Origin of the sequence: Mycolicibacter sp. MU0083, from assembly GCF_963378075.1 — a bacterium.
GTDB lineage: Bacteria > Actinomycetota > Actinomycetes > Mycobacteriales > Mycobacteriaceae > Mycobacterium > Mycobacterium kokjensenii.
Map to the genome: position 1 here is coordinate 2,001,136 of NZ_OY726394.1, position 19,333 is coordinate 2,020,468.

Annotated in this window: 19 protein-coding genes; 9 read left to right on the top strand and 10 right to left on the bottom strand. The window is 69.0% G+C overall.

The features are described 5' to 3' along the window. Positions 1-6: 6 nt before the first annotated feature. Both RCP38_RS09210 and RCP38_RS09215 read right to left on the bottom strand, forming a co-directional pair. A complete protein-coding gene (locus RCP38_RS09210) occupies positions 7-774 on the bottom strand; it encodes a CPBP family intramembrane glutamic endopeptidase (RefSeq protein WP_308476856.1) in 768 nt (255 codons plus the stop codon). Between the two features lie 52 nt (positions 775-826). Further along, a complete protein-coding gene (locus RCP38_RS09215) occupies positions 827-1,252 on the bottom strand; it encodes an MmpS family transport accessory protein (protein ID WP_308476857.1) in 426 nt (141 codons plus the stop codon). Positions 1,253-1,364: 112 nt separating this feature from the next. Here RCP38_RS09215 and RCP38_RS09220 point away from each other — a divergent pair, with 112 nt between their 5' ends. Both RCP38_RS09220 and RCP38_RS09225 read left to right on the top strand, forming a co-directional pair. After that, complete coding sequence (locus tag RCP38_RS09220; RefSeq protein ID WP_308476858.1) at positions 1,365-3,731, top strand: CaiB/BaiF CoA transferase family protein; 2,367 nt, start codon at positions 1,365-1,367, stop codon at positions 3,729-3,731. A gap of 10 nt (positions 3,732-3,741) precedes the next feature. Next, positions 3,742-5,220: an acetyl-CoA acetyltransferase gene (locus RCP38_RS09225; protein ID WP_308476859.1), complete on the top strand. Its 1,479-nt coding sequence runs from the start codon at positions 3,742-3,744 to the stop codon at positions 5,218-5,220. 22 nt (positions 5,221-5,242) lie between these two features. Here RCP38_RS09225 and RCP38_RS09230 read toward each other — a convergent pair whose 3' ends face one another. From RCP38_RS09230 to RCP38_RS09245, 4 genes are all read right to left on the bottom strand, one after another. After that, positions 5,243-5,890 carry an endonuclease gene (locus RCP38_RS09230; RefSeq protein ID WP_373692479.1) on the bottom strand — a complete coding sequence of 216 codons (648 nt, stop codon included), beginning with the start codon at positions 5,888-5,890 and terminating at the stop codon, positions 5,243-5,245. Positions 5,891-5,936: 46 nt separating this feature from the next. Continuing rightward, the gene (locus tag RCP38_RS09235; protein ID WP_308476861.1) at positions 5,937-7,175 is read right to left on the bottom strand and encodes an alpha-hydroxy acid oxidase; all 1,239 of its coding nucleotides are present in this window, start codon (positions 7,173-7,175) and stop codon (positions 5,937-5,939) included. A gap of 124 nt (positions 7,176-7,299) precedes the next feature. Beyond that, complete coding sequence (locus RCP38_RS09240; RefSeq protein ID WP_308476862.1) at positions 7,300-7,839, bottom strand: alkyl hydroperoxide reductase; 540 nt, start codon at positions 7,837-7,839, stop codon at positions 7,300-7,302. A 60-nt stretch (positions 7,840-7,899) separates the two neighbouring features. Further along, the gene (locus RCP38_RS09245; protein WP_308476863.1) at positions 7,900-8,481 is read right to left on the bottom strand and encodes a peroxiredoxin; all 582 of its coding nucleotides are present in this window, start codon (positions 8,479-8,481) and stop codon (positions 7,900-7,902) included. Between the two features lie 116 nt (positions 8,482-8,597). Here RCP38_RS09245 and RCP38_RS09250 point away from each other — a divergent pair, with 116 nt between their 5' ends. Both RCP38_RS09250 and RCP38_RS09255 read left to right on the top strand, forming a co-directional pair. Beyond that, positions 8,598-9,533, top strand: a complete 936-nt coding sequence (locus tag RCP38_RS09250) for a hydrogen peroxide-inducible genes activator (RefSeq protein ID WP_308476864.1) — start codon at positions 8,598-8,600, stop codon at positions 9,531-9,533. A gap of 41 nt (positions 9,534-9,574) precedes the next feature. Further along, positions 9,575-10,333, top strand: a complete 759-nt coding sequence (locus tag RCP38_RS09255; RefSeq protein WP_308476865.1) for an enoyl-CoA hydratase/isomerase family protein — start codon at positions 9,575-9,577, stop codon at positions 10,331-10,333. On the opposite strand, the gene RCP38_RS09260 is transcribed toward RCP38_RS09255, so the two are convergent. Further along, positions 10,334-10,570, bottom strand: a complete 237-nt coding sequence (locus RCP38_RS09260; protein WP_308476866.1) for a (2Fe-2S)-binding protein — start codon at positions 10,568-10,570, stop codon at positions 10,334-10,336. Between the two features lie 398 nt (positions 10,571-10,968). On the opposite strand from RCP38_RS09260, the gene bfr reads away from it, so the two are divergent. From bfr to RCP38_RS09280, 4 genes are all read left to right on the top strand, one after another. Beyond that, positions 10,969-11,448 carry a bacterioferritin gene (bfr, locus tag RCP38_RS09265; RefSeq protein ID WP_308476867.1) on the top strand — a complete coding sequence of 160 codons (480 nt, stop codon included), beginning with the start codon at positions 10,969-10,971 and terminating at the stop codon, positions 11,446-11,448. Positions 11,449-11,455: 7 nt separating this feature from the next. After that, positions 11,456-13,501: an MDR family MFS transporter gene (locus RCP38_RS09270; RefSeq protein WP_308476868.1), complete on the top strand. Its 2,046-nt coding sequence runs from the start codon at positions 11,456-11,458 to the stop codon at positions 13,499-13,501. Between the two features lie 26 nt (positions 13,502-13,527). Beyond that, on the top strand, positions 13,528-14,022 hold the full coding sequence (locus RCP38_RS09275; RefSeq protein WP_308476869.1) for a carboxymuconolactone decarboxylase family protein: 495 nt from the start codon (positions 13,528-13,530) through the stop codon (positions 14,020-14,022). Positions 14,023-14,228: 206 nt separating this feature from the next. Beyond that, complete coding sequence (locus tag RCP38_RS09280; RefSeq protein ID WP_308477149.1) at positions 14,229-15,992, top strand: CocE/NonD family hydrolase; 1,764 nt, start codon at positions 14,229-14,231, stop codon at positions 15,990-15,992. Here RCP38_RS09280 and RCP38_RS09285 read toward each other — a convergent pair. Next, on the bottom strand, positions 15,989-16,459 hold the full coding sequence (locus RCP38_RS09285; protein WP_308476870.1) for an SRPBCC family protein: 471 nt from the start codon (positions 16,457-16,459) through the stop codon (positions 15,989-15,991). The genes RCP38_RS09280 and RCP38_RS09285 overlap by 4 nt on opposite strands. 110 nt (positions 16,460-16,569) lie before the next feature. Beyond that, a complete protein-coding gene (locus RCP38_RS09290) occupies positions 16,570-17,547 on the bottom strand; it encodes an esterase family protein (protein ID WP_308476871.1) in 978 nt (325 codons plus the stop codon). A gap of 356 nt (positions 17,548-17,903) precedes the next feature. Here RCP38_RS09290 and RCP38_RS09295 point away from each other — a divergent pair, with 356 nt between their 5' ends. Beyond that, positions 17,904-18,734, top strand: a complete 831-nt coding sequence (locus RCP38_RS09295; RefSeq protein ID WP_465270698.1) for a DUF7159 family protein — start codon at positions 17,904-17,906, stop codon at positions 18,732-18,734. Here the strand turns inward: RCP38_RS09295 and RCP38_RS09300 are convergent. After that, a complete protein-coding gene (locus RCP38_RS09300; RefSeq protein ID WP_373692480.1) occupies positions 18,705-19,274 on the bottom strand; it encodes a YceI family protein in 570 nt (189 codons plus the stop codon). The two genes, RCP38_RS09295 and RCP38_RS09300, sit on opposite strands and share 30 nt — an antisense overlap. Positions 19,275-19,333: the final 59 nt, after the last annotated feature.

The following is a 19,333-nucleotide window of genomic DNA, read 5'->3' on the forward strand; positions in this document are numbered from 1 at the left end:
ATCGGTTCAGGCCGAGACGTGCCAGACCAGGGCCGCGGCCAACGCGCCGACCCCGTTCAACGACCAGTGCAGCGCGATGGGCGCGAGCAGGCTGCCACTGCGCCGCCGCAACCAGCTGAAGACGAAACCGGCCGCCCCGGTAGCCAGGACCGCGAGCGTCACCCCGGCCAGCATGCCGAGGAACCCGCCGCCGAAAACATGATTGAGGCCGACGTTGCTGCTGGTCAGTCCCAGCGAGGTGGCCACGTGCCACAGCCCGAACAACAGGGAACCGGCCGCCGCCACCCCGCGGAAACCCCACGCCCGGTGCAGTGCACCGTGTAGGGCACCGCGGAACGCCAGTTCTTCGGGGATCACGGTCTGCAGCGGGATGACCAGCAGCGAGGCCACCAGGGCGCCCGACAGCGTGGCGTACCGGTTGTTCAAGAACATCGGCCGGGTCCAGGGCAGCAGCACGCCCACCGCGATCACCGACACCACCACCAGCACTGCGGCCAGGGCGTAACCGAGCCCGGACTTCCAGTGCGCGCGACCCAAACCGAGCTCGGTCCAGCTCAGGCCGCTGCTGCGGACCAGGACGACCAGGCCCACCGCGGTGACCGGAACGGTGGCGATGGCCGCCCACGATGTGGTGAAGTGCGCAACCAGGTTGGCCAGCGCGAGTACCACCACGACGATGGCGACGTCGAGCAGGGCGCCGAACCGGTGTAGCGCGGACAGTTGCGCTACCAGTGGATGCCGCCCCCCGGGCACCGCGAATTCGTGGCCAGACATTGGAGCGAATTCTACGCGCGGCCGGCGATCGGCGGTGGTGCGTCGCCCGGCGTCAGCTTTCGTCGGCGAACTTGGGTCCGTGCGTCTCGCACAGCACCCGCGCCGGGGCGCCGGACGCGGTGTTCTGGGCTACGACCTTGCCGTTGACGGTGACCGTGCAGGTCAGCGAGCCGGGACCGGCGGTCTGCGCGCTCAGCGAATACGAGGCGGGGCTGGTGGCGTTCGTCATCGAGCCGGTCAGCTGGATCGACCACGGCAGCGCGACGTTGGTGGCGTGTGCTTGACCGTTCTGGCCCTGGTAAGTGACGTAGCTCGCGACGCCGGTGCCGGTGAGGTCGTAGCGGACCGGCACCTTGGTGTGGTCCGGAGTCGCGCCGGCCGACGGGACACCGGCCACAACGGCCGACGCGGCGAGGGCACCGAACAGCAACGACATCGCCCTGCGGGGCATCCGGACCGGTGACGGGTGAACAGTCATGGCCGTCACCTTATCTCGCCTGCGATTCCGGTCACCCCGGTTCGGGCCACGTCCCCGCGCGGATGGCTGCGCCGAACCGGGCCGGCGGCAACCGGTTCACTACCCTGACAGCGTGCTATTGGAAGCGGTCCGCGTACTCGATCTGGCCGACGGCGACGCCGATGCGGTTACCCGGTTGCTTGCCGACCTGGGAGCCGACGTGCTCAAGGTGGAACCGCCCGGCGGCAGCCCGGCCCGCGGCAGCGCCCCGCTGCTGGCCGAGGTGAGTGTCCCGTTCGCACTGCACAACGCCAACAAACGCAGCGTCGTACTGGATCCCGCGGTGGACCGGGATCGCCGCCGGTTCGAGGAACTGGTGAGCACCGCCGACATCGTGGTGGACGGTGGCCGGCCCGGCCGGGCCGCCGACTTCGGGACCACGTGCGCACAGTTGGCCGACCGGTTCGCCCACCTGGTCACCATGTCGGTCACCGACTTCGGGGTGGACGGACCGCGTTCGCACTGGCGTGCCACCGATTCGGTCCTCTACGCACTCTCGGGTGCGCTGTCGCGGTCGGGCCCCACCACGGGAACCCCGGTGCTGCCGCCGGAGGGGATCGCCTCGGCCACCGCCGCCGTGCAGGCGTGTTGGGCGGTGCTGGTGGCCTATTACAACCGGCTGCGTTGCGGCGTGGGCGATTACATCGACTTCGCCCGGTTCGACGCGGTGGCCTCCGCACTCGACCCGATATTCGGTGCGCACGGACAGGTCGCCGCTGCCCAGCGCGTGTCGAGTCGCTGGCGCGGTCGGCCGCGTAACCAGGACGCCTACCCGATCTATGCGTGCCGGGACGGCTATGTCCGGTTGTGCGTGATGTCCCCGCGCCAGTGGCGGGCGCTGTGGAGCTGGCTGGGGGAGCCGGCGGAGTACGCCGACCCCAAGTTCGGTGTGATCGGTGAGCGTTTCGCGGTCTGGCCGCAGATCAGCGTCCTGGTCCGGGAACTGTTCGCCGGTCACGACATGGCCGATCTCGTCGACGCCGGCCAGTCCCGCGGCGTGCCGATCGCCGCGGTGGGTGACCCCGCGAAGGTGCTGACGGAAGAGCATTTCGCGGCGGCCGGTGCGGTCGCGACCGTCGAGGTGGCCCAGGGGCTGCCCGCGGTGATCCCGACCGGCTACTACGTGGTCGACGAGCAGCGGGTCGGGTTCCGGACACCGGCACCCGGGCCGGGGAGCGCCGACACCGGCTGGCTCGCCGACGCGCTGCCCGCCTCCGGCGCGGACGGCACGGCCGGTGTGTTGCCCTTCGAGGGCCTGCGGATCATCGACCTCGGCGTGATCGTGGCGGGCGGGGAGGCGAGCCGGCTCTTCGGCGACCTGGGCGCCGAGATCATCAAGGTGGAGAGCCCCGACTATCCAGACGGCCTACGGCAGGCCCGACCCGGATCGGCGATGAGCGAGTCGTTCGCCTGGACCCACCGCAACAACCTGGGGTTCGGGCTGGACCTTCGCAGCCCGGAGGGTAAGGAGATCTTCGCTCGCCTGGTCGGTACCGCGGACGCGACGTTCGCCAACTTCAAACCGGGAACACTGGGTGCGCTCGGCTTCCCCTACGACGTACTGCGTGATCTCAATCCACGCATCGTTCTCGCCGAGAGCAGTGCCTTCGGTGAGACCGGGCCGTGGAGCGATCGGATGGGGTACGGCCCGCTGGTGCGCGCCGGAACCGGCGTCACCAGACTGTGGACGGCCCCCGGCGAGACCGAGGATCCCGACCGGCACCCGTTCTACGACGCGACCACCGTCTTCCCCGATCACGTGGTGGGCCGGATCGTCGCGATCGGCGCGCTCGCCGCGCTGATCGCCGGTCGGCGGACCGCGACCGGCCGCCACGTGCACGTCTCACAGGCCGAGGCCGCGGTCAACCAACTCGACACCAGCTATGTCGCCCGGGCCGCGGGATCGGCCATCCGGCCCGACACCGCGGTGGACCTGGTCTGCCCCTGCGCGGGCGACGACGAGTGGTGTGTGATCTCGATTCGTACCGACCACGATATGCGTGCTGTCGCAACGGCTTTCGGTGATCGGGAACTGGCGGCGGATCCGCGTTTCGGTACCGGACCGGCTCGCGGTGCGCAGCGGACCGAACTGGCCGCGGCGTTGGGCCGGCACACCGGCGAACGCACCCCGACCGAGGTGAGCGAACTGCTGCAGGCCAACGGGGTGGCAGCCGCACCGATGAACCGCCCACCGGATGTCGCAGACGACCCACAGCTGGCGTACCGCGCCCGGTACGCCGCCATGGTCCATCCGCTCATCGAGCACCCGCTGCCCGCCGAAACCGGTCCGGCGCCGTTCCGCAACATCCCGGCGGCCCCGCAGCGCCCGGCCCCGCTGCCCGGTCAGCACACCCGGCAGATCTGCCGCGATGTGCTCGGACTCGACGCCGAGCAGATCGACCGGTTGATCGCGGACAGCGTGCTGTTCGCCGCGGATTAGTCTTACGCCCATGCCCGTCGACCCCCGGACACCGGTGCTGATCGGCTACGGCCAGATCAACCACCGCGACGACACCGATCCCGTCGAACCCGTCGACCTGATGGCCGCGGCCGCACGTCACGCGGCCCCCGATCGGGTGCTACGTGCGGTCGACTCGATCCGCGTGGTGAACCTGCTCTCGGCGCGGTACCGCGATCCGGGAGCCCTACTCGGGCAACGGATCGGGGCGCAGCGCTTCGCCACCCGGTACAGCCCGGTCGGGGGCAACGTGCCACAGTCCCTGGTCAATCAGGCCTGCCTGGATATCCGCGACGGGCGCGCCGGGGTGGTGCTGGTGGCCGGCGGCGAGACGTGGCGCACCCGGACCAAGTTGCGCCGCGCCGGCGGGAAGCTGGCCTGGACCCGGCAAGACGACACGGTCCCGATGGCCGAGTGCGACGGTGAAGACGTGCCCATGGTCGGCCCGGCCGAGGAACGCATCGGCCTGGATCGGCCGGCGTACGTCTACCCGCTGTTCGAACAGGCGCTGCGGATTGCCGCGGGGGAGACCGTCGACGACCACCGCCGGCGCATCGGCGCACTGTGGTCGCGGTTCAACGCGGTCGCCGTGGACAACCCGCACGCCTGGATCCGGCAACCCGTTGCCGCCGAAGAGATCTGGCAGCCGGGACCGAAGAACCGGATGATCAGCTGGCCCTACACCAAGCTGATGAACTCCAACAACATGGTCGATCAGGCCGCGGCGCTGGTGCTGACCTCGGTGCAGACCGCCACCGACCTGCGGATCCCCACCGACACCTGGGTGTTCCCACAGGCCGGCGCGGACGCCCACGACACCTACGCCATCGCCAACCGTGCCGAACTGCACCGATCCCCGGCAATCCGGATCGCCGGCGCCCGTGCCCTGGAACTGGCCGGCGCCGGTGACATCGCCGGGATCGATCACGTCGACCTGTATTCGTGCTTCCCGTCCGCGGTGCAGGTCGCCGCGGCAGAACTGGGGCTGCCGTCCGACGACCCCGCCCGGCCGCTGACCGTGACCGGCGGGCTGACCTTCGCCGGCGGCCCGTGGAACAACTACGTGATGCATTCGATCGCCACCATGGCCGAACTGCTGGTCGCCGAACCCGGGCGGCGCGGACTGATCACCGCCAACGGCGGTTACCTGACCAAGCACAGTTTCGGCGTGTACGGCACCGAACCGCCGCCGTCCGGATTCCGGTGGGAGGACGTTCAACCCGAGGTGGACGCGCAACCGGTGCGGTCGGCGGCGGTGCAGTGGCGGGGGACCGGCGAGGTGGAGTCGTGGACCACACCGTTCGACCGGGACGGGCGCCCGCTGCAGGCGTTCCTGGCGGTCCGCACCCCCGACGGGGCGCGGACCCTCGCGGTGATCCGCGACCCCGATGCGGCCGAAGCCACGGTGCGCGACGACATCGCCGGTGCGGCGGTCGATGTGCACGACGACGGGACGGCGACGTTGCGGTAGCGCCGGTGGTCGGGGCGCGGCGTCAATCGGCGAAGCGATCGCGGATGTCGGCGTCGGTGGAGTACCGCACCAGGGCGGCCGCCAGTTCGGCATTGCGTCCTCGGGACAGTGCACCGAGTTCGGGTGCGCTACCGGGGAGCCCGAGATCGCGGGCCGCCGCCAGGGCTTGCTGACCGAATGTGGCGCGGGCCCAGGGCCAGACGTCTTGTACCTCGCGAAGAAAGATGTCGGCACCGGTGTCACCGATGCCGCGGAACTCCATGAGCAGCGCTCGCGTCGACGCGATTTCGCGGCCGCTGCGTTCGGCCAGCATCCGAAGGTCGCCGCCGTAGGTCGTCTGTACCGCCTCGGCGAGGTCGGTCAGCATCGTGGCCGCACTCTCGTCGTAGCGCCGGTAGTGGGCGTGGTCCAGGGCGTCGACGATGCTCTGGTGATCGGCCGCGAGGACTTTGTGCGAGGTGCGCAGGCCGCGGACGAACAACTCTTGCGCTGCGCGGGCGGCGACGGCCGCGTCGATCGGTTTGGCCGCCAACAGGCACAGCATCAGGAGTTGGAACAGCGGCATCGGTTGGTTGCGCAGTCGGATACCCGCTTCCTGGGCATAGGTGGTACCGGCACGCCGAAGCAGCCGATGTACCAGTTCCTTGTGGCTATACACGCGGTGCTGCATACCCGGGCCGGTCGCGTCGCAAACCCGGCGTCCCGTAATCGGCGGACTAGGTGCGCGGTATCAACCGCTGCAACTGCGTGACATGCTGCGGCGCCAGCTCGCCGAGCTCGGCGACCCCGAGCAGCCGCATGGTACGGCGGATCTGTTCGGCCAGGATCTCGATCACCCGGTGCACGCCGGCTTCGCCGCCGGCCATCAGCCCGTACAGGTAGGCCCGGCCGATCAGCGTGGAGCGGGCACCCAGGGCGATCGCCGCGACGATGTCCGCGCCGGACATGATTCCGGTGTCCAACAGGATCTCGGTGTCTCGGCCGACCTCCCGGACCACGTCGGGCAGCAGCAGGAACGGGACCGGCGCCCGGTCCAGTTGGCGGCCACCGTGATTCGACAACACGATGCCGTCGACGCCGAGATCGACGACGGCGCGGGCATCGGCGACGGTCTGGATGCCTTTGACCACGAACCGGCCCGGCCACTGCGATTTGACCCAGGCCAGGTCGTCGAAGGTCAGGCTGGGATCGAACATGGTGTCCATGTACTGCGCGACCGTGCCCGACCAGCGATCGAGCGAGGCGAACGCCAGCGGTTCGGTGGTGAACAGATCGAACCACCAGGCCGGGTGCCGGGCCGCGTCGATCGCGGTGCGCAACGTCAGCGCCGGCGGGATCGTCATGCCGTTGCGGCTGTCGCGGCGGCGAGCCCCCGGAACCGGGGCGTCCACGGTCGCCAGCAGGGTGTCGTAGCCGGCGTCGGCGGCACGGCGCAGCAGCGCCATCGACCGATCCCGGTCCCGCCACATGTAGAGCTGAAACCACCGGCGGGCTTGTGGCGCGGCCGCGGCGACCTCTTCGATGGAGGCGGTCCCCAGGGTGGACAGCGAGAACGGAATCCCGGCTGCCGCAGCGGCCCGCACACCGGCCTGCTCGCCGGCGGTGTGCATCAACCGGGTGAACCCGGTCGGCGCGATCGCGAACGGCAATGACGTCGAAGCACCCAGCACGTCGCGGCTGGTGTCGACATCGGTCACGTCGCGCAGGATGGCCGGATGAAACTCGATGTCGCGGAACGCCTGCCGGGCCCGTCCCAGCGAGATCTCGTCCTCGGCGGCACCGTCGGTGTAGTCGAAGGCGGCTCGCGGGGTGCGGCGCGCCGCCAGGTCGCGGAGATCCTCGACGGTCAGGGCGGCGGTCAGACGCCTTGCGGTGCGATCGAACTGCGGTCGCTGGAAGCGGATCAGGGGCGCGAAATCGCGGATTCGCGGCAATCGCCGTTGCATCGCCGACATCTGTGCCTCCTTCACTGCGGCACGTCGAACTGTGCCACGGCCGGTATCGCGACCGGACGCCCGGGGCGCCGACACGAAAAGGCGCCCCGGGCCGAAGCCCGGGGCGCCCGATCGATTCACGACGTCAGGACGAAGCGGCCGGCAGTGCGGCGGCGGCGAAGATCGCCTGCGCCACCCCGGCCACGATCGAGGCGACCTTGAGGGCCTCCAAGATCTGCTCGCGGCCGACACCGGCCTCCCGCACCACATGCTCGTGCGAGACCATGCAGGCCGAGCAGCCGTTGATCGACGACACCGCGAACGCCCACAGCTCGAAGTTGGCCTTGTCGACCCCCGGGTTGCCGATGATGTTCATCCGCAGTCCGGGCCGCAGGTCGTCGTAGGCGCCTTCGAGGAAGTGTCGACCGCGGTAGAACACGTTGTTCATCCCCATGATCGACGCCGCCCCCAGGGCCGCCTGGTAGGCCTCGGCCGACAGGTTGTCGGCGGCTTCGGAGCTGATCTCGGCGAGCACCGTGGCGTTGCGAGTCGCCGCGGCGCAGGCCAGCAGGCTGCCCCAGAGCTGTTCCTCGTTCAGGACCGTGGTCCGGGCGATCGAACCCAGGTTGAGCTTCAGGTCCTTGGCGAACTCCGGGACCGCGTCCTTCAGGTTGTCAATGCTCATCAGCGCTGCTCCTCCTCACGTCGTTGTGCCTGGTCGCGAAAGCGACTCATGCGCCTGTGGTTACAGGGATTCCTTCAGCAGCTCGGTGACGTTCAGGGTCGCCTCGCCCTTCTTCCAGTTGCAGGCACACAGCTCGTCGGACTGCAGTGCGTCGAGCACCCGGAGCACCTCGTCGACGTTGCGGCCCACCGAGCCCGCGGTCACCGAGACGAACTGGATCTCGTTGTTCGGGTCGATGATGAAGGTGGCCCGGTCGGCGACGCCGTCGGCGTTGAGCACGCCGGTCGCGGTGACCAGCTCGCGGTTGAGGTCCGACAGCATCGGGAACGGCAGGGTCTTGAGGTCCTCGTGGCTGACCCGCCAGTTGTAGTGCACGAATTCGTTGTCGGTTGAGACGCCGAGCACCTGCGCGTCGCGGTCGGCGAAGTCACCGTTGAGCTTGCCGAACGCGGCGATCTCGGTGGGGCAGATGAAGGTGAAGTCCTTGGGCCAGAAGAACACCACGCGCCACTTGCCGGCGTAGTCGTCGCTGGTGTTGGTGGTGAACAGTTCGTCGGGGCCGTTCACGTTCGACAGGTCGCCCGGGATCAGGGCGGTCAGCTTGTAGGACGGGAACTGGTCGCCGATAGTCAGCAGTGGCATGACGCTCCTTGTGGTGTGAGTTTTCCGCATTCGGGACGCGTGACGCGCCCGCAGGCTCCATCCTGCCCCATTCTGATTAAAAACGAAAGGTGATGCTTTGCACTACAATTATCGGCATGACCGATACAAGCTATCAACCGACGCTCGCCGGTCTGCGGGCGTTCGCGGCCGTCGCTGAGAAGCACCACTTCAGCCTGGCGGCGGCGGGCCTGGGCTTGAGTCAGTCCACCCTGTCGCAGGCACTGTCCTCCCTGGAGACCGGTCTGGGAATCCAATTGATCGAACGTTCCACCCGGCGGGTCTTCCTCACCGCCGAAGGCCAGCAGTTGCTGCCGCACGCCCATGCCGTGCTCGATGCCGCGGCGCAGTTCTCCGCCGCGGCCGCCGGCGTCGTCGACCCGCTGCAGGGCTCGATGCGGCTCGGGCTGATCCCGACGGTGGCGCCCTACGTCCTGCCCGCGGTGCTGGCCGGCCTGTCGGCGCAGTTGCCCGAACTCCACCTGCGGGTCGTCGAGGACCAGACCGAACGCCTGCTCACCGGTTTGCGGGAGGGGGCGGTCGATGCGGCGCTGATGGCATTGCCGACCGAAGTGGCCGGCGTAACCGAAATCCCCCTCTATGACGAAGACTTCGTGCTGGCGCTGCCGCCCGGGCACGCGCTGGCGGGCAAACGCCGATTGTCGCCGACCGCGCTGGCCGACCTGCCGCTACTGCTGCTCGACGAGGGGCACTGCCTACGGGACCAGGCCCTGGAGATCTGTCGCAACGCCGGCGTCCGGGCGGAGTTGGCGACCACCCGGGCGGCATCGCTGTCGACAGCGGTCCAATGTGTCAACGGCGGCCTGGGGGTGACGCTGATCCCGCAGACCGCGGTGGCCGTGGAAGCCGAGCGCAATGGTCTGGCGCTGGCCTACTTCGCCCCGCCCCGGCCGGGCCGGCGGATCGGCCTGGTGTTCCGCACTTCCAGCGGGCGAGACGAGTCCTATCGACGGCTGGCCGGAATCATCGGTGACCTGATCGCTGCGGGTCACCGCGTCGACCGGATCGGGTAGCGGCCCGGTCACGGTCCCGTGCGGGCGTTTAGGCTGCAGTCGTGATCCTGACGATCGAAGACGACAACCGGGTTCGGACGCTGACACTGAATCGCCCCGATGCGCTCAACGCCTTCAACGAGGCGCTCTACGACGCCACCGCCGAGGCGTTGCTGGCCGCAGCCGAGGATCCCGAGGTCGCGGTCGTGGTGATCACCGGTACCGGTCGGGCGTTCAGTGCGGGGACCGACCTCGCCGAGATGCAGGCCATGGTGACCGACCCGGACTTCGTGCCGGGCAAGCACGGCTTCCGGGGGCTGGTCGCCGCGCTGGGGCAGTTCCCGAAGCCGCTGATCTGCGCCGTCAACGGGCTCGGACTGGGGATCGGAACAACCATTCTGGGCTTCGCCGACCTGGCGTTCATGTCGACGACGGCACGGCTGAAGTGCCCGTTCACCAGCCTGGGTGTGGCGCCGGAGGCGGCGTCGTCCTACCTGCTGCCGCGCCTGATGGGGCGGCAGAACGCCGCGTGGCTGTTGATGTCCTCGGAGTGGATCACCGCCGAGGAGGCGTTGCGGATGGGTTTGGTGTTCGCGGTCTGCGAACCCGAGGCATTGCTGGCCGAAACCCGCCGGCACGCCGACGTCCTTGCGTCCCGGCCGATTTCGAGCCTGATGGCGGTCAAGAGCGCGATGGTCGAGCCGACGCGCGCCGAGACGCTGGCCGCGGTGGAGCGGGAGAACGCGTTTTTCGCCGAACTTCTGGGCGCCCAGGCCAACGCCGACGCGCTGGCCGAATTCACCGGCCGGCGCGGCAACTGATCAGTGTGACCCGACCGGGCTGATCTCCAGCGAGAGGCGGCGTAGCGCCCCGTCCTCGGGGCCGACCGGTGCCGCGGCCAGGGTGGCCTCGATGATGCCGCGCACGGTGCATCGGCACCGCCCGCAGTCGCCGCCCGCGCCGCACATCGCGGCGACTTCCTTGGAGGTCGAGGCGCCGGCCGCGACGGCATCGGACACCATCTGATTGGTGGCGCCGACGCACAGGCATACGTACATCGCGCTACCCCTATCGACCGGCGCCGGTGGGCGTCGTCGGATCGATGGCGGTGCGGGGGCGGTCCGTCCGTCGCTGTGCGTGTGCCGCCCGGTCGATGTCTAGCAGCGTCATCACCTCATGTCCGAAATGCCGGCACGATTGCCGTGCGAAGTGCGTCGTATATTAGTAGAGTCTAACCTAAGTAAGGCGCACCTTGCACGGGCCAGGTGAACGACGGCGATCTGGAAGTCGCCCGGAAGGCCCCGACGCGGTGCGTCGTTTCGACGCGCCGAGACACGGGTAAACATGCCCCTGCGGCCGGTGGCCTGCACTAGATTGAACTCGACGCGTAACGGCGATGATCCGACCCCGTCCGTCGCGGCAGGCATGCGAGGTTCTTCACATCAGAGGAGAGATCATGCAAGGCGATCCCGAGGTTCTCAAACTTCTCAACGAGCAGCTGACCAGCGAACTCACCGCGATCAACCAGTATTTTCTGCACTCCAAGATGCAGGAGAACTGGGGCTTCACCGAGCTGGCCGCCCACACGCGTGAAGAGTCGATGGAAGAGATGCGGCACGCCGAGACGGTCACCGACCGCATTCTGGTGCTCGGTGGCCTGCCGAACTATCAGCGCATCGGATCGCTGCGGATCGGGCAGACGATCCGCGAACAGTTCGAGAGTGACCTGGCGGTGGAGATCGACGTGCTCAACCGGCTGCGACCGGGCATCGTGATGTGTCGCGAAAAGCATGACAGCACCACCGCGAAGATCCTCGAAGACATCCTCGTCGACGAGGAATCCCACATCGACCACCTGGAAACGCAACTGGAGTTGATGGACAAGCTCGGCGAGGCGCTCTACGCGGCGCAATGCGTTTCCCGCCCGCCGTCCTGAGCCGCGTATGAGCGAAGCGATGTCGGCTGCCGAGGACCTGCGACCCGCACCGGTCAGCCCGCATCGACGCAACCTGATCTTCCTGGCGATCGTGCTCGGCATGTTGATGGCCGCGCTCGACCAGACCATCGTCGCCACCGCCCTGCCGACGATCGTGTCGGATCTGGGCAATCCCGGGCATCAGTCCTGGGTCGTCACCAGCTACCTGCTGACGTCGACCATCGCCACGATCCTGGCCGGCAAGCTCGGGGATCTGTTCGGCCGCAAACGGGTGTTCCAGGCCGCGGTGGTGTGCTTCGTGGCCGGTTCGGTGCTGTGCGGCATGTCGGCGACGATGGGGATGCTGGTGGCATCCCGGGCGTTGCAGGGCATCGGCGGCGGTGCGATCACCGTGACCGCGGCGGCGCTGATCGGGGAGGTCATACCGCTGCGCGACCGAGGCCGCTACCAGGGGATGCTGGGGGCGGTCTTCGGTGTCACCACCGTGATCGGCCCGCTGATGGGCGGCTACGTCACCGACTACCTGACCTGGCGGTGGGCGTTCTGGATCAACCTGCCGATCTCGGTCGTCGTGCTGATCGTGGCCGGGACGGCGATCCCGGCCTTGGCGGGCCGGGCCAGACCCGTCATCGACTACGCCGGGATCGTGCTGGTCGGCCTGGGCGCCACCGGCCTGACCCTGGCCACCAGTTGGGGCGGCAGCCGCTACGGTTGGGGATCCGCGACGATCATCGGACTGTTCGCCGGGTCGGTGCTGGCCCTGGCGGCGTTCGTCTTAGTGGAGAGCCGGGCCGAGGCGCCCATCCTGCCGCCCCGGCTCTTCGCCGACCCGGTCTTCTCGGTCTGCTGCGTGCTGGCATTCATGGTCGGCTTCGCGATGCTGGGCGCGCTCACCTTCCTGCCCACCTTCATGCAGTACGTCGACGGTGTCTCGGCCACCACTTCGGGCCTGCGGACCCTGCCGATGGTGGCCGGCATGCTGGTGACCTCCACCGGAAGCGGCGCGCTGGTGGGACGGACCGGACGCTACAAGGTCTTTCCGGTAGTCGGCACGGCCCTGATGACCGTCGCCTTCGCATTGATGTCCCAGATGGACAACGGCACACCGGCGCTGCTGCAGTCGCTGTACCTGCTCATCCTCGGAGCAGGCATCGGGCTGTCGATGCAGGTGTTGGTGCTGGTGGTGCAGAACACCTCGAGCTTCGCCGATCTGGGCGTGGCCACCTCGGGGGTCACCTTCTTCCGGACGATCGGCAGCTCGTTCGGAGCGGCGGTGTTCGGCTCGCTGTTCGTGAACTTCCTCGGCCACCGGCTCACACCGGCCCTGCAGGCCGCCGGATTGTCCGCCGGGGCGGCCGACTCGCCCGAGGCGCTGCACCGGCTGGCACCGGAGCAGGCGGCACCGATCGTGGCCGCCTACGCCGATTCGCTCGGCCAGGTGTTCCTGTGCGCTGCGCCGGTCGCCGCGCTGGGGTTCGTCCTGTCGCTGTTTCTGCGCGAGGTGCCGCTCAAGGAACTGCACGACAGCTCGGTGGACCTCGGCGACGGATTCGGCATGCCCACCACCGCGTCGTCGGATGACCTGTTGGAGTCCGCGATCGGGCGGCTGCTGCGTAACGAACCCGGGATGCGCCTGCGTTCGATCGCGATGCGGCCCGACTGCCGGCTCGACGTCGCCGGATTGTGGACGGTGCTGCGTATCCACCGCTACACGCAGGTTTTCCGGACCGCGCGGCTCAGCGACATCGGCAAACGACTTCGAGTGCCCTACGAGATCCTCGAGCCGACCGTCGACCGACTGGTCGACCAGGGCTACGTCTTGCGCGACGGGGATCACCTCGGCCTCACCCGGGCGGGGCTGCGGCAGGTCGGGTTCGTGTCCTCGCTGCTGCAGGACTGGGTGGTGGACAAGCTCGGCCGCACACCCGGGTACGAAGGGCGCCCGGATCGCGCCGAGGTCGAAGCCGCGCTGCAGCGGATCGCACGCCGGGCCATCATCGACCCCGACGACGCGGGGGAGTCGGCGGAGCTGAGCGGGACCGCCCACGGCTGACACCGAGGCCCGCTAGCATCGGCGATATGAGCCGAATCGGGAACTTCGCCGCGGATGACCTCGTTGGCTGGATGGCCAAATCGCCTGAACTCGCCGCCGGAATAGGCGGATTCAGCACGGCGGTCTACAACAAGGGGCGCCTGCCGATGCGCACCCGTGAACTGGCCCGGATGGTGATCGCCTACGACAACGAATGCGCGGTGTGCGTCAACACCCGTGACGCCGACGGCCCGGCCGCCGACGTCGGTGAAGACCTCTACGACCATGTAGCGGAGTGGCGCACCTGGGAGGGCTACAGCGAGCAGGAACGACTGGCGGCCGAATTCGCCCACCGATTCGCCACCGAACACACCGACCTGCGCGACGACGAAGACTTCTGGTCGCGGTGCGCCGAGCACTTCAGTGACGAGCTGCTCACCGACCTGGCGCTGTCATGCGCGCTATGGCTTGGGATGGGGCGGGTGCTGCGCACCCTCGACCTCGGGCAGTCCTGTTCGCTGACCATCCCCAGCCGCGCTTGACCTCGATGAGCCGGGGGCGCCGGGCCGGCTGGGCGCTGGCCGCGGTCGTCGCGGCAGGATCCGTCGCTATCGCGGCACGCAGCCGGAGCACCCGGCGGGCCGGTAAGGCCCGCAGCCGTGCGCGGGGCACCACACCACTGAACCCGCCGTGGGCCACCCCGCCGGCGCGGTATGGCGTCGGCGTGCACCGCAACGTCGCGGTACCGATGAGCGACGGTGTGGTACTGCGCGCCGACGTCCATTTCCCGACCGATCCCGACACCGGTCGGCCGGCCGACGGCCCCTTCCCGGTGCTGCTGTCGTTGACTCCCTACGGCAAGCTGGCCCCACCGCCGGCGGCGCAGATCGGCGGCGGCCCCACGCCGCACCTGATCCGCCGCGGATACATCGAGGTGATGGTCGACGTCCGCGGCACCGGGGTGTCCGGCGGTTCCTTCGAGATGCTCGGCGCCGACCAGGCCAGGGACGGCGCCGAGTTGGTCAACTGGGCCGCGGCGCTGCCCAACTCCAACGGCCGGGTCGGCATGTTCGGCATCTCCTACCTCGCGATCAACCAACTGTTCACCGCGGCGGCCGTCGGCCCGGACTCGCCGTTGAAGGCGATCTTCCCGGTGATGGCCGCCAACGACTTCTACCGAGACGTGGCCGCGATGGGCGGCGCGCCGCATCTCCCGGCGGTGCGTGGCTACGGGGCGGTGTATTCGCTGCTCAACGTCCTCAACCCGACCCTGGAATTTCTCAACCCCGGCGGGCATCCCCGCCCGCGGGCCGGCGGGCTGGCCGCGGTACGGCAACGCGGCAAAGACCAGCGCGGCTATTTCGGCCCGCTGACCGCGGAAGTGCGCACCGGCGGAGACGCCGCCTACGACGGGCCGCTGTGGGACAGCATGCGCCCCGATGCGGTGCTGTCGCAGATCGCGGACAACAAGGTGGCGGTCTTCCTGGTCGGCGGCTGGCACGACGCGTTCCAGCGCGGCGCCCCGCTGAATTACGTGGGGCTGCAGAACGCCTGCGCCGGGCGCCCGCCGGGCCGGCCGATGCAGCCGGGCCAACCACTGGCCGACCGGATCAGGCTGCTGATCGGGCCTTGGTACCACGTGTCCGATTTCGATGGTCTGCACATGCAGGACCTGCAACTGCGCTGGTTCGACTACTGGCTCAAAGATGATGAGTCCGCGGCGATCTCGGGTTCACCGTTCACCTTCCAGGCGATCGGTGACCGCCGGTGGTACCACACCGGTGAATATCCGCTGCCTCAGGCGGCGGCGACTCGGTTCTACCTGTCGGAGGGCGGTCGCCTCGACGCCGAGGCCGCGGTGGAACCCAGCTTCGCCTCGTTGCCCTACCGCGCGCGGGGGCCGATGTCGGGACGCAGTCTGGAGCAGTGGTCATTGGGCCTGAACAGCTTCGTCACCAGCGCTGCCGGCGGACGTATCCGCCACGATCAGGACAATCGCCGTATCCAGCACGGCGCGTTGACCTACACCACCGAGCCGTTCGAATCACCGATGCTGCTGGCCGGGCCGGTCGCGCTGCACATTCGGGCCACCGCCGATACCTCCGAGACCCTGTGGGTCGCCCATCTCGACGACGTCGCGCCGGAGGGCGTCAGCCGTCCGCTGAGCCAGGGCGCGCTGCTGGGTTCGCATCGTGAACTCGACCCGGACCGCACCTGGTACCTGCCCGACGGCACGGTGCTGCGTCCGCACCACATCAGCACCCGGTCGGCGGTGACGCCGGTGGTGCCGGGGGAGTCGACCGGCTACGACATCGAGATCTTCCCGACGGCGGCGCTGATCGCCCCGGGACACCGCCTGCGGCTCACGGTGACCACCTACGACTTCCCGCACCTGGTTCCGGCCGCCCCGGCACGTCAGGCACTGGCCGGCGGCCTGTACCGGGTGCACCAGGGCGGGGCGGCGCCGTCGTTCCTGCTGCTACCGCTGGCCGATCCGGACAGCCTGGACTAACCGGCCTGCTGCGGCTGCTCGGCGAGGTCGCGGACCCGCTCCAGGGTGCGTCGCATGTCGCGAATGTTGTTGCGCTGGCGCAGGAAACCGCCGAAAACCCAGTAGTAGACGCTGGTGAGAAAGGACTGCGTCAGCCGGAACGACTCGGTGACGTCGGTGCCGTCCGCGGTCGGGGTCAGTTCGTAACGCCAGTTGTTCACCGCGCGGTCCCCGGCCATCACCGCGAACCCGAATACCCGGTTCGGTTCGCATTCGGTGACCCGGCAGGTGGTCCAGTACACCGGACCGATGCCGTTGCGCCGGACGTGGCCACGGAATCGGGCGCCGAGCTCGGGGCCGGTGGCGCCGTCGAGCCATTCGGCCTCGAAGGTCTCCGGCGAGAACTTCCCGATGTTGCGGACGTCGGCGACCAGATCCCAGATCCGCTCGGCCGGTGCTGCCATGTGAACTGTCGCCGATCCCTGCATGCCCGCTATCCAATCACGTCGGCGACGCCACGGTAACCCCGTCGCGACAAAGCACCGGGCCCCATCCGGAAGTCGGATGGGGCCCGGTGATGGCTACTCGGGTCGGGCGATCAGCCCGCACTGGCTCCCAGGTGGCTCTGCAGGTCGCCCTTCATGGCCTGCAGCTGCTGGCCCCAGTATTCCCAGCTGTGGGTGCCGTAATCCGGGAAGTTGAAGACGGCGTTGTTGCCACCGGCCGCGGTGTAGAGCTCCTGGAACCGCTTGTTCTGCCCGATCATGAAGTTGGTCTCGAGGAACGTGGCGGGGATGTTGTCGCCGCCGAGCTCGTTCGGGCGCCCGTTGCCGCAGTACACCCACAGGCGGGTGTTGTTGGCTACCAGCTTGTCGACGTTGACGGTCGGGTCGTTGCGCAGCCACGCCGGGTCTTCGTCGGGACCCCACATGTCTTCTTTCTTGTAGCCGCCGGCGTCACCCATCGCCAGGCCGATCCAGCTCTTGCCGTCGGAGGGGTTGATGTAACCCGACAGTGAACCGGCGTAGGTGAACTGGTTGGGGTGGTAGATGGCCAGGGTCAGGGCCGAGGCACCCGCCATGGACAGGCCGACCGCGGCGTTGCGGCTTTGGCTCACGCCGTATTCCGAGGCCAGGTAGGCCGGCAGTTCTTTGGTCAGGAAGGTCTCCCACTTGTAGGTGGAGCAACCCGCCTTGCCGCACGCCGGCTTGTACCAGTCGCTGTAGAAGCTGGACTGGCCGCCGACGGGCATGATCACCGAGATGCCGGAATCCAGGTACCACTCGAACGCCGGGGTGTTGATGTCCCAGCCGTTGAAGTCGTCCTGGGCGCGCATACCGTCGAGCAGGTACAACCCGGGGGAACCCGAGCCGCCGCTCTGGAACTGCACCTTGATGTCGCGGCCCATGCCGGCTGACGGCACCTGCAGGTACTCAACCGGTAGACCCGGCCGGGAGAACGCCGATGCGGTCGTCTCGCCACCTGTCAGGCCGACCAGGCCCGGCAATGCTGCGGCAGCTATCGCGCCGACGAGAAGTCGGCGCATCCAGCGCAATCCCTTGGTCACGTCTGTCATTCCTGCCCCTTGTCGTCTTGCTGTGCAACGCGCAATCTGCTGATCGCGGCGTCGTGCGCGCCACCACTCCGGAATCGGTCCTTACATGCAGCAACGGCCGCAACCTGCGAGTCCAGCGGCCGTCTAGGGGTCCGACTGCGCTATACCATACCTGATTTTCCTCCGCTACCCGGTTAGGACTTACCGGAAGACACGCGTAGGCTGCCCTCCCGTAAGCCGACAAGACCACACAGTCCTGAGCTGTCGCCGGCCCGTTGCGGTCTCCGCCCATTGCGTTCGCGGGCGAGCCGACGGACCGCTTGCGGGTGCGGTGACAGCGCCGATCGGGACGATTGGGGCGCGCGATTTTGGACACGGTGCTGGGGCTGGCGATCACTTCGTCGACCATCGACTGGGTCATGCTCGACGGCGGCGACTCGGGCTGCCCGACCGTCACCGAGGGGCAGGTGACCGTCGCCGACGGTGCTGCCGGGCCCGAGCCGGCCGAGCTGGCCGATGCCGCTTCGGCGGTGGCCGAGCGGGCCCGCACCATGCTGTCCGCCGGTGGGGAGCGGTTGCACGGCGTGGCGGTCAGCTGGAGCGACGAGGCCTCCGCCGGGGCGGCGATGCTGCTGGAATGGCTGACCGACGCGGACTTCGACCATGTCGTCCCGGTGCGATACCAACAGGCGGTATCGGGGTCGGCCTTGGCGCGTATCGCGGCGCTGACGGCCATGCCACACACCGAACTCGCCGGGTACCCGGCTGCGGCCGGGGCACCCACCGAGGCGCCCGCCCGGGCCGGGTCGGGCCGAACCCGATCGCGTTCCCTCATCGGGGCGATATCGATGCTGACGCTGGGCGCGTTGGCATTCGTCGGGTCGGTCGCCGCCGTACTGAGCCTGCATCTGGGCGCCGGTCGCGACGTTCCGGCCGTGGAGCCGCAGCACGCTACCGTCGCACGGGTCGCCGTGCCCGCCGGTCCTCCGGCGGCCGCCCCGGAATCGCCCGAGGCCCCGGCGTCGGTGTTCGCCGAGGAGCACGTGGAAGAGGTCGCCGAGGAGATCGCGGGCCAGGACGCCGACGAGGGGCTTGCGGAGTTGGGTTCGCTGTGGGACGCGCCGGCCATCGAGGTGGAGGCGCCGGCGTCGGTGCCGTCGCTGTCGGATCGAGTTCGGCTACATCTTTTCGGTCCGGCCGGCGCCTGAGCCGGTGGTCGCGGACAACGACACCACCACCTCGTCCGCGACCTGCATCGCGCCCATCATCATCGAGTATCGCCGCACCCCGAAATCGCTGTGCCGCACCTCGGTGCTGCCGTCCACCTGCCAGCAATCGTCGGTTTGCGCCGCCTGTACCGCCAGGACGTGGGGCCTCTTTCGGCCCCGGATCTCCAACTCGCCGGTCAGGCGATAGCCGTCGTCGGTCGGTTCGATGCGGGTGCAGGCAAACCTGATCAGCGGATGCTTGTCGCCGCCCAGGCACTTGAGGGCATTGCTCCGGATGAGGGACTTCTCCGGCGGGGTCAGCGGCGTGAGCCCACCGTCGCCCTGCAGCACCCGTAATGAATCGACTTCGGTGTCCAGATGCACCGCGGTGGGTCGGCCGTCCGCCCATGTCACGGTCGCCTGCCAGCGCTCCATCGCCAGGGTGAGCCGGTGGCCCATCTTCGCAGCTCGACCCGCCACGCCGGTCCTCACCAGCAGTCGGCCGTGGGATGCGTCGAATTGCCACTGTGTTCCGGTCACCCGCGGCACTCTAGCGGGCCGGACTTGCCGGCTTTCGGCAGATTCGCGATGGCTCGCGG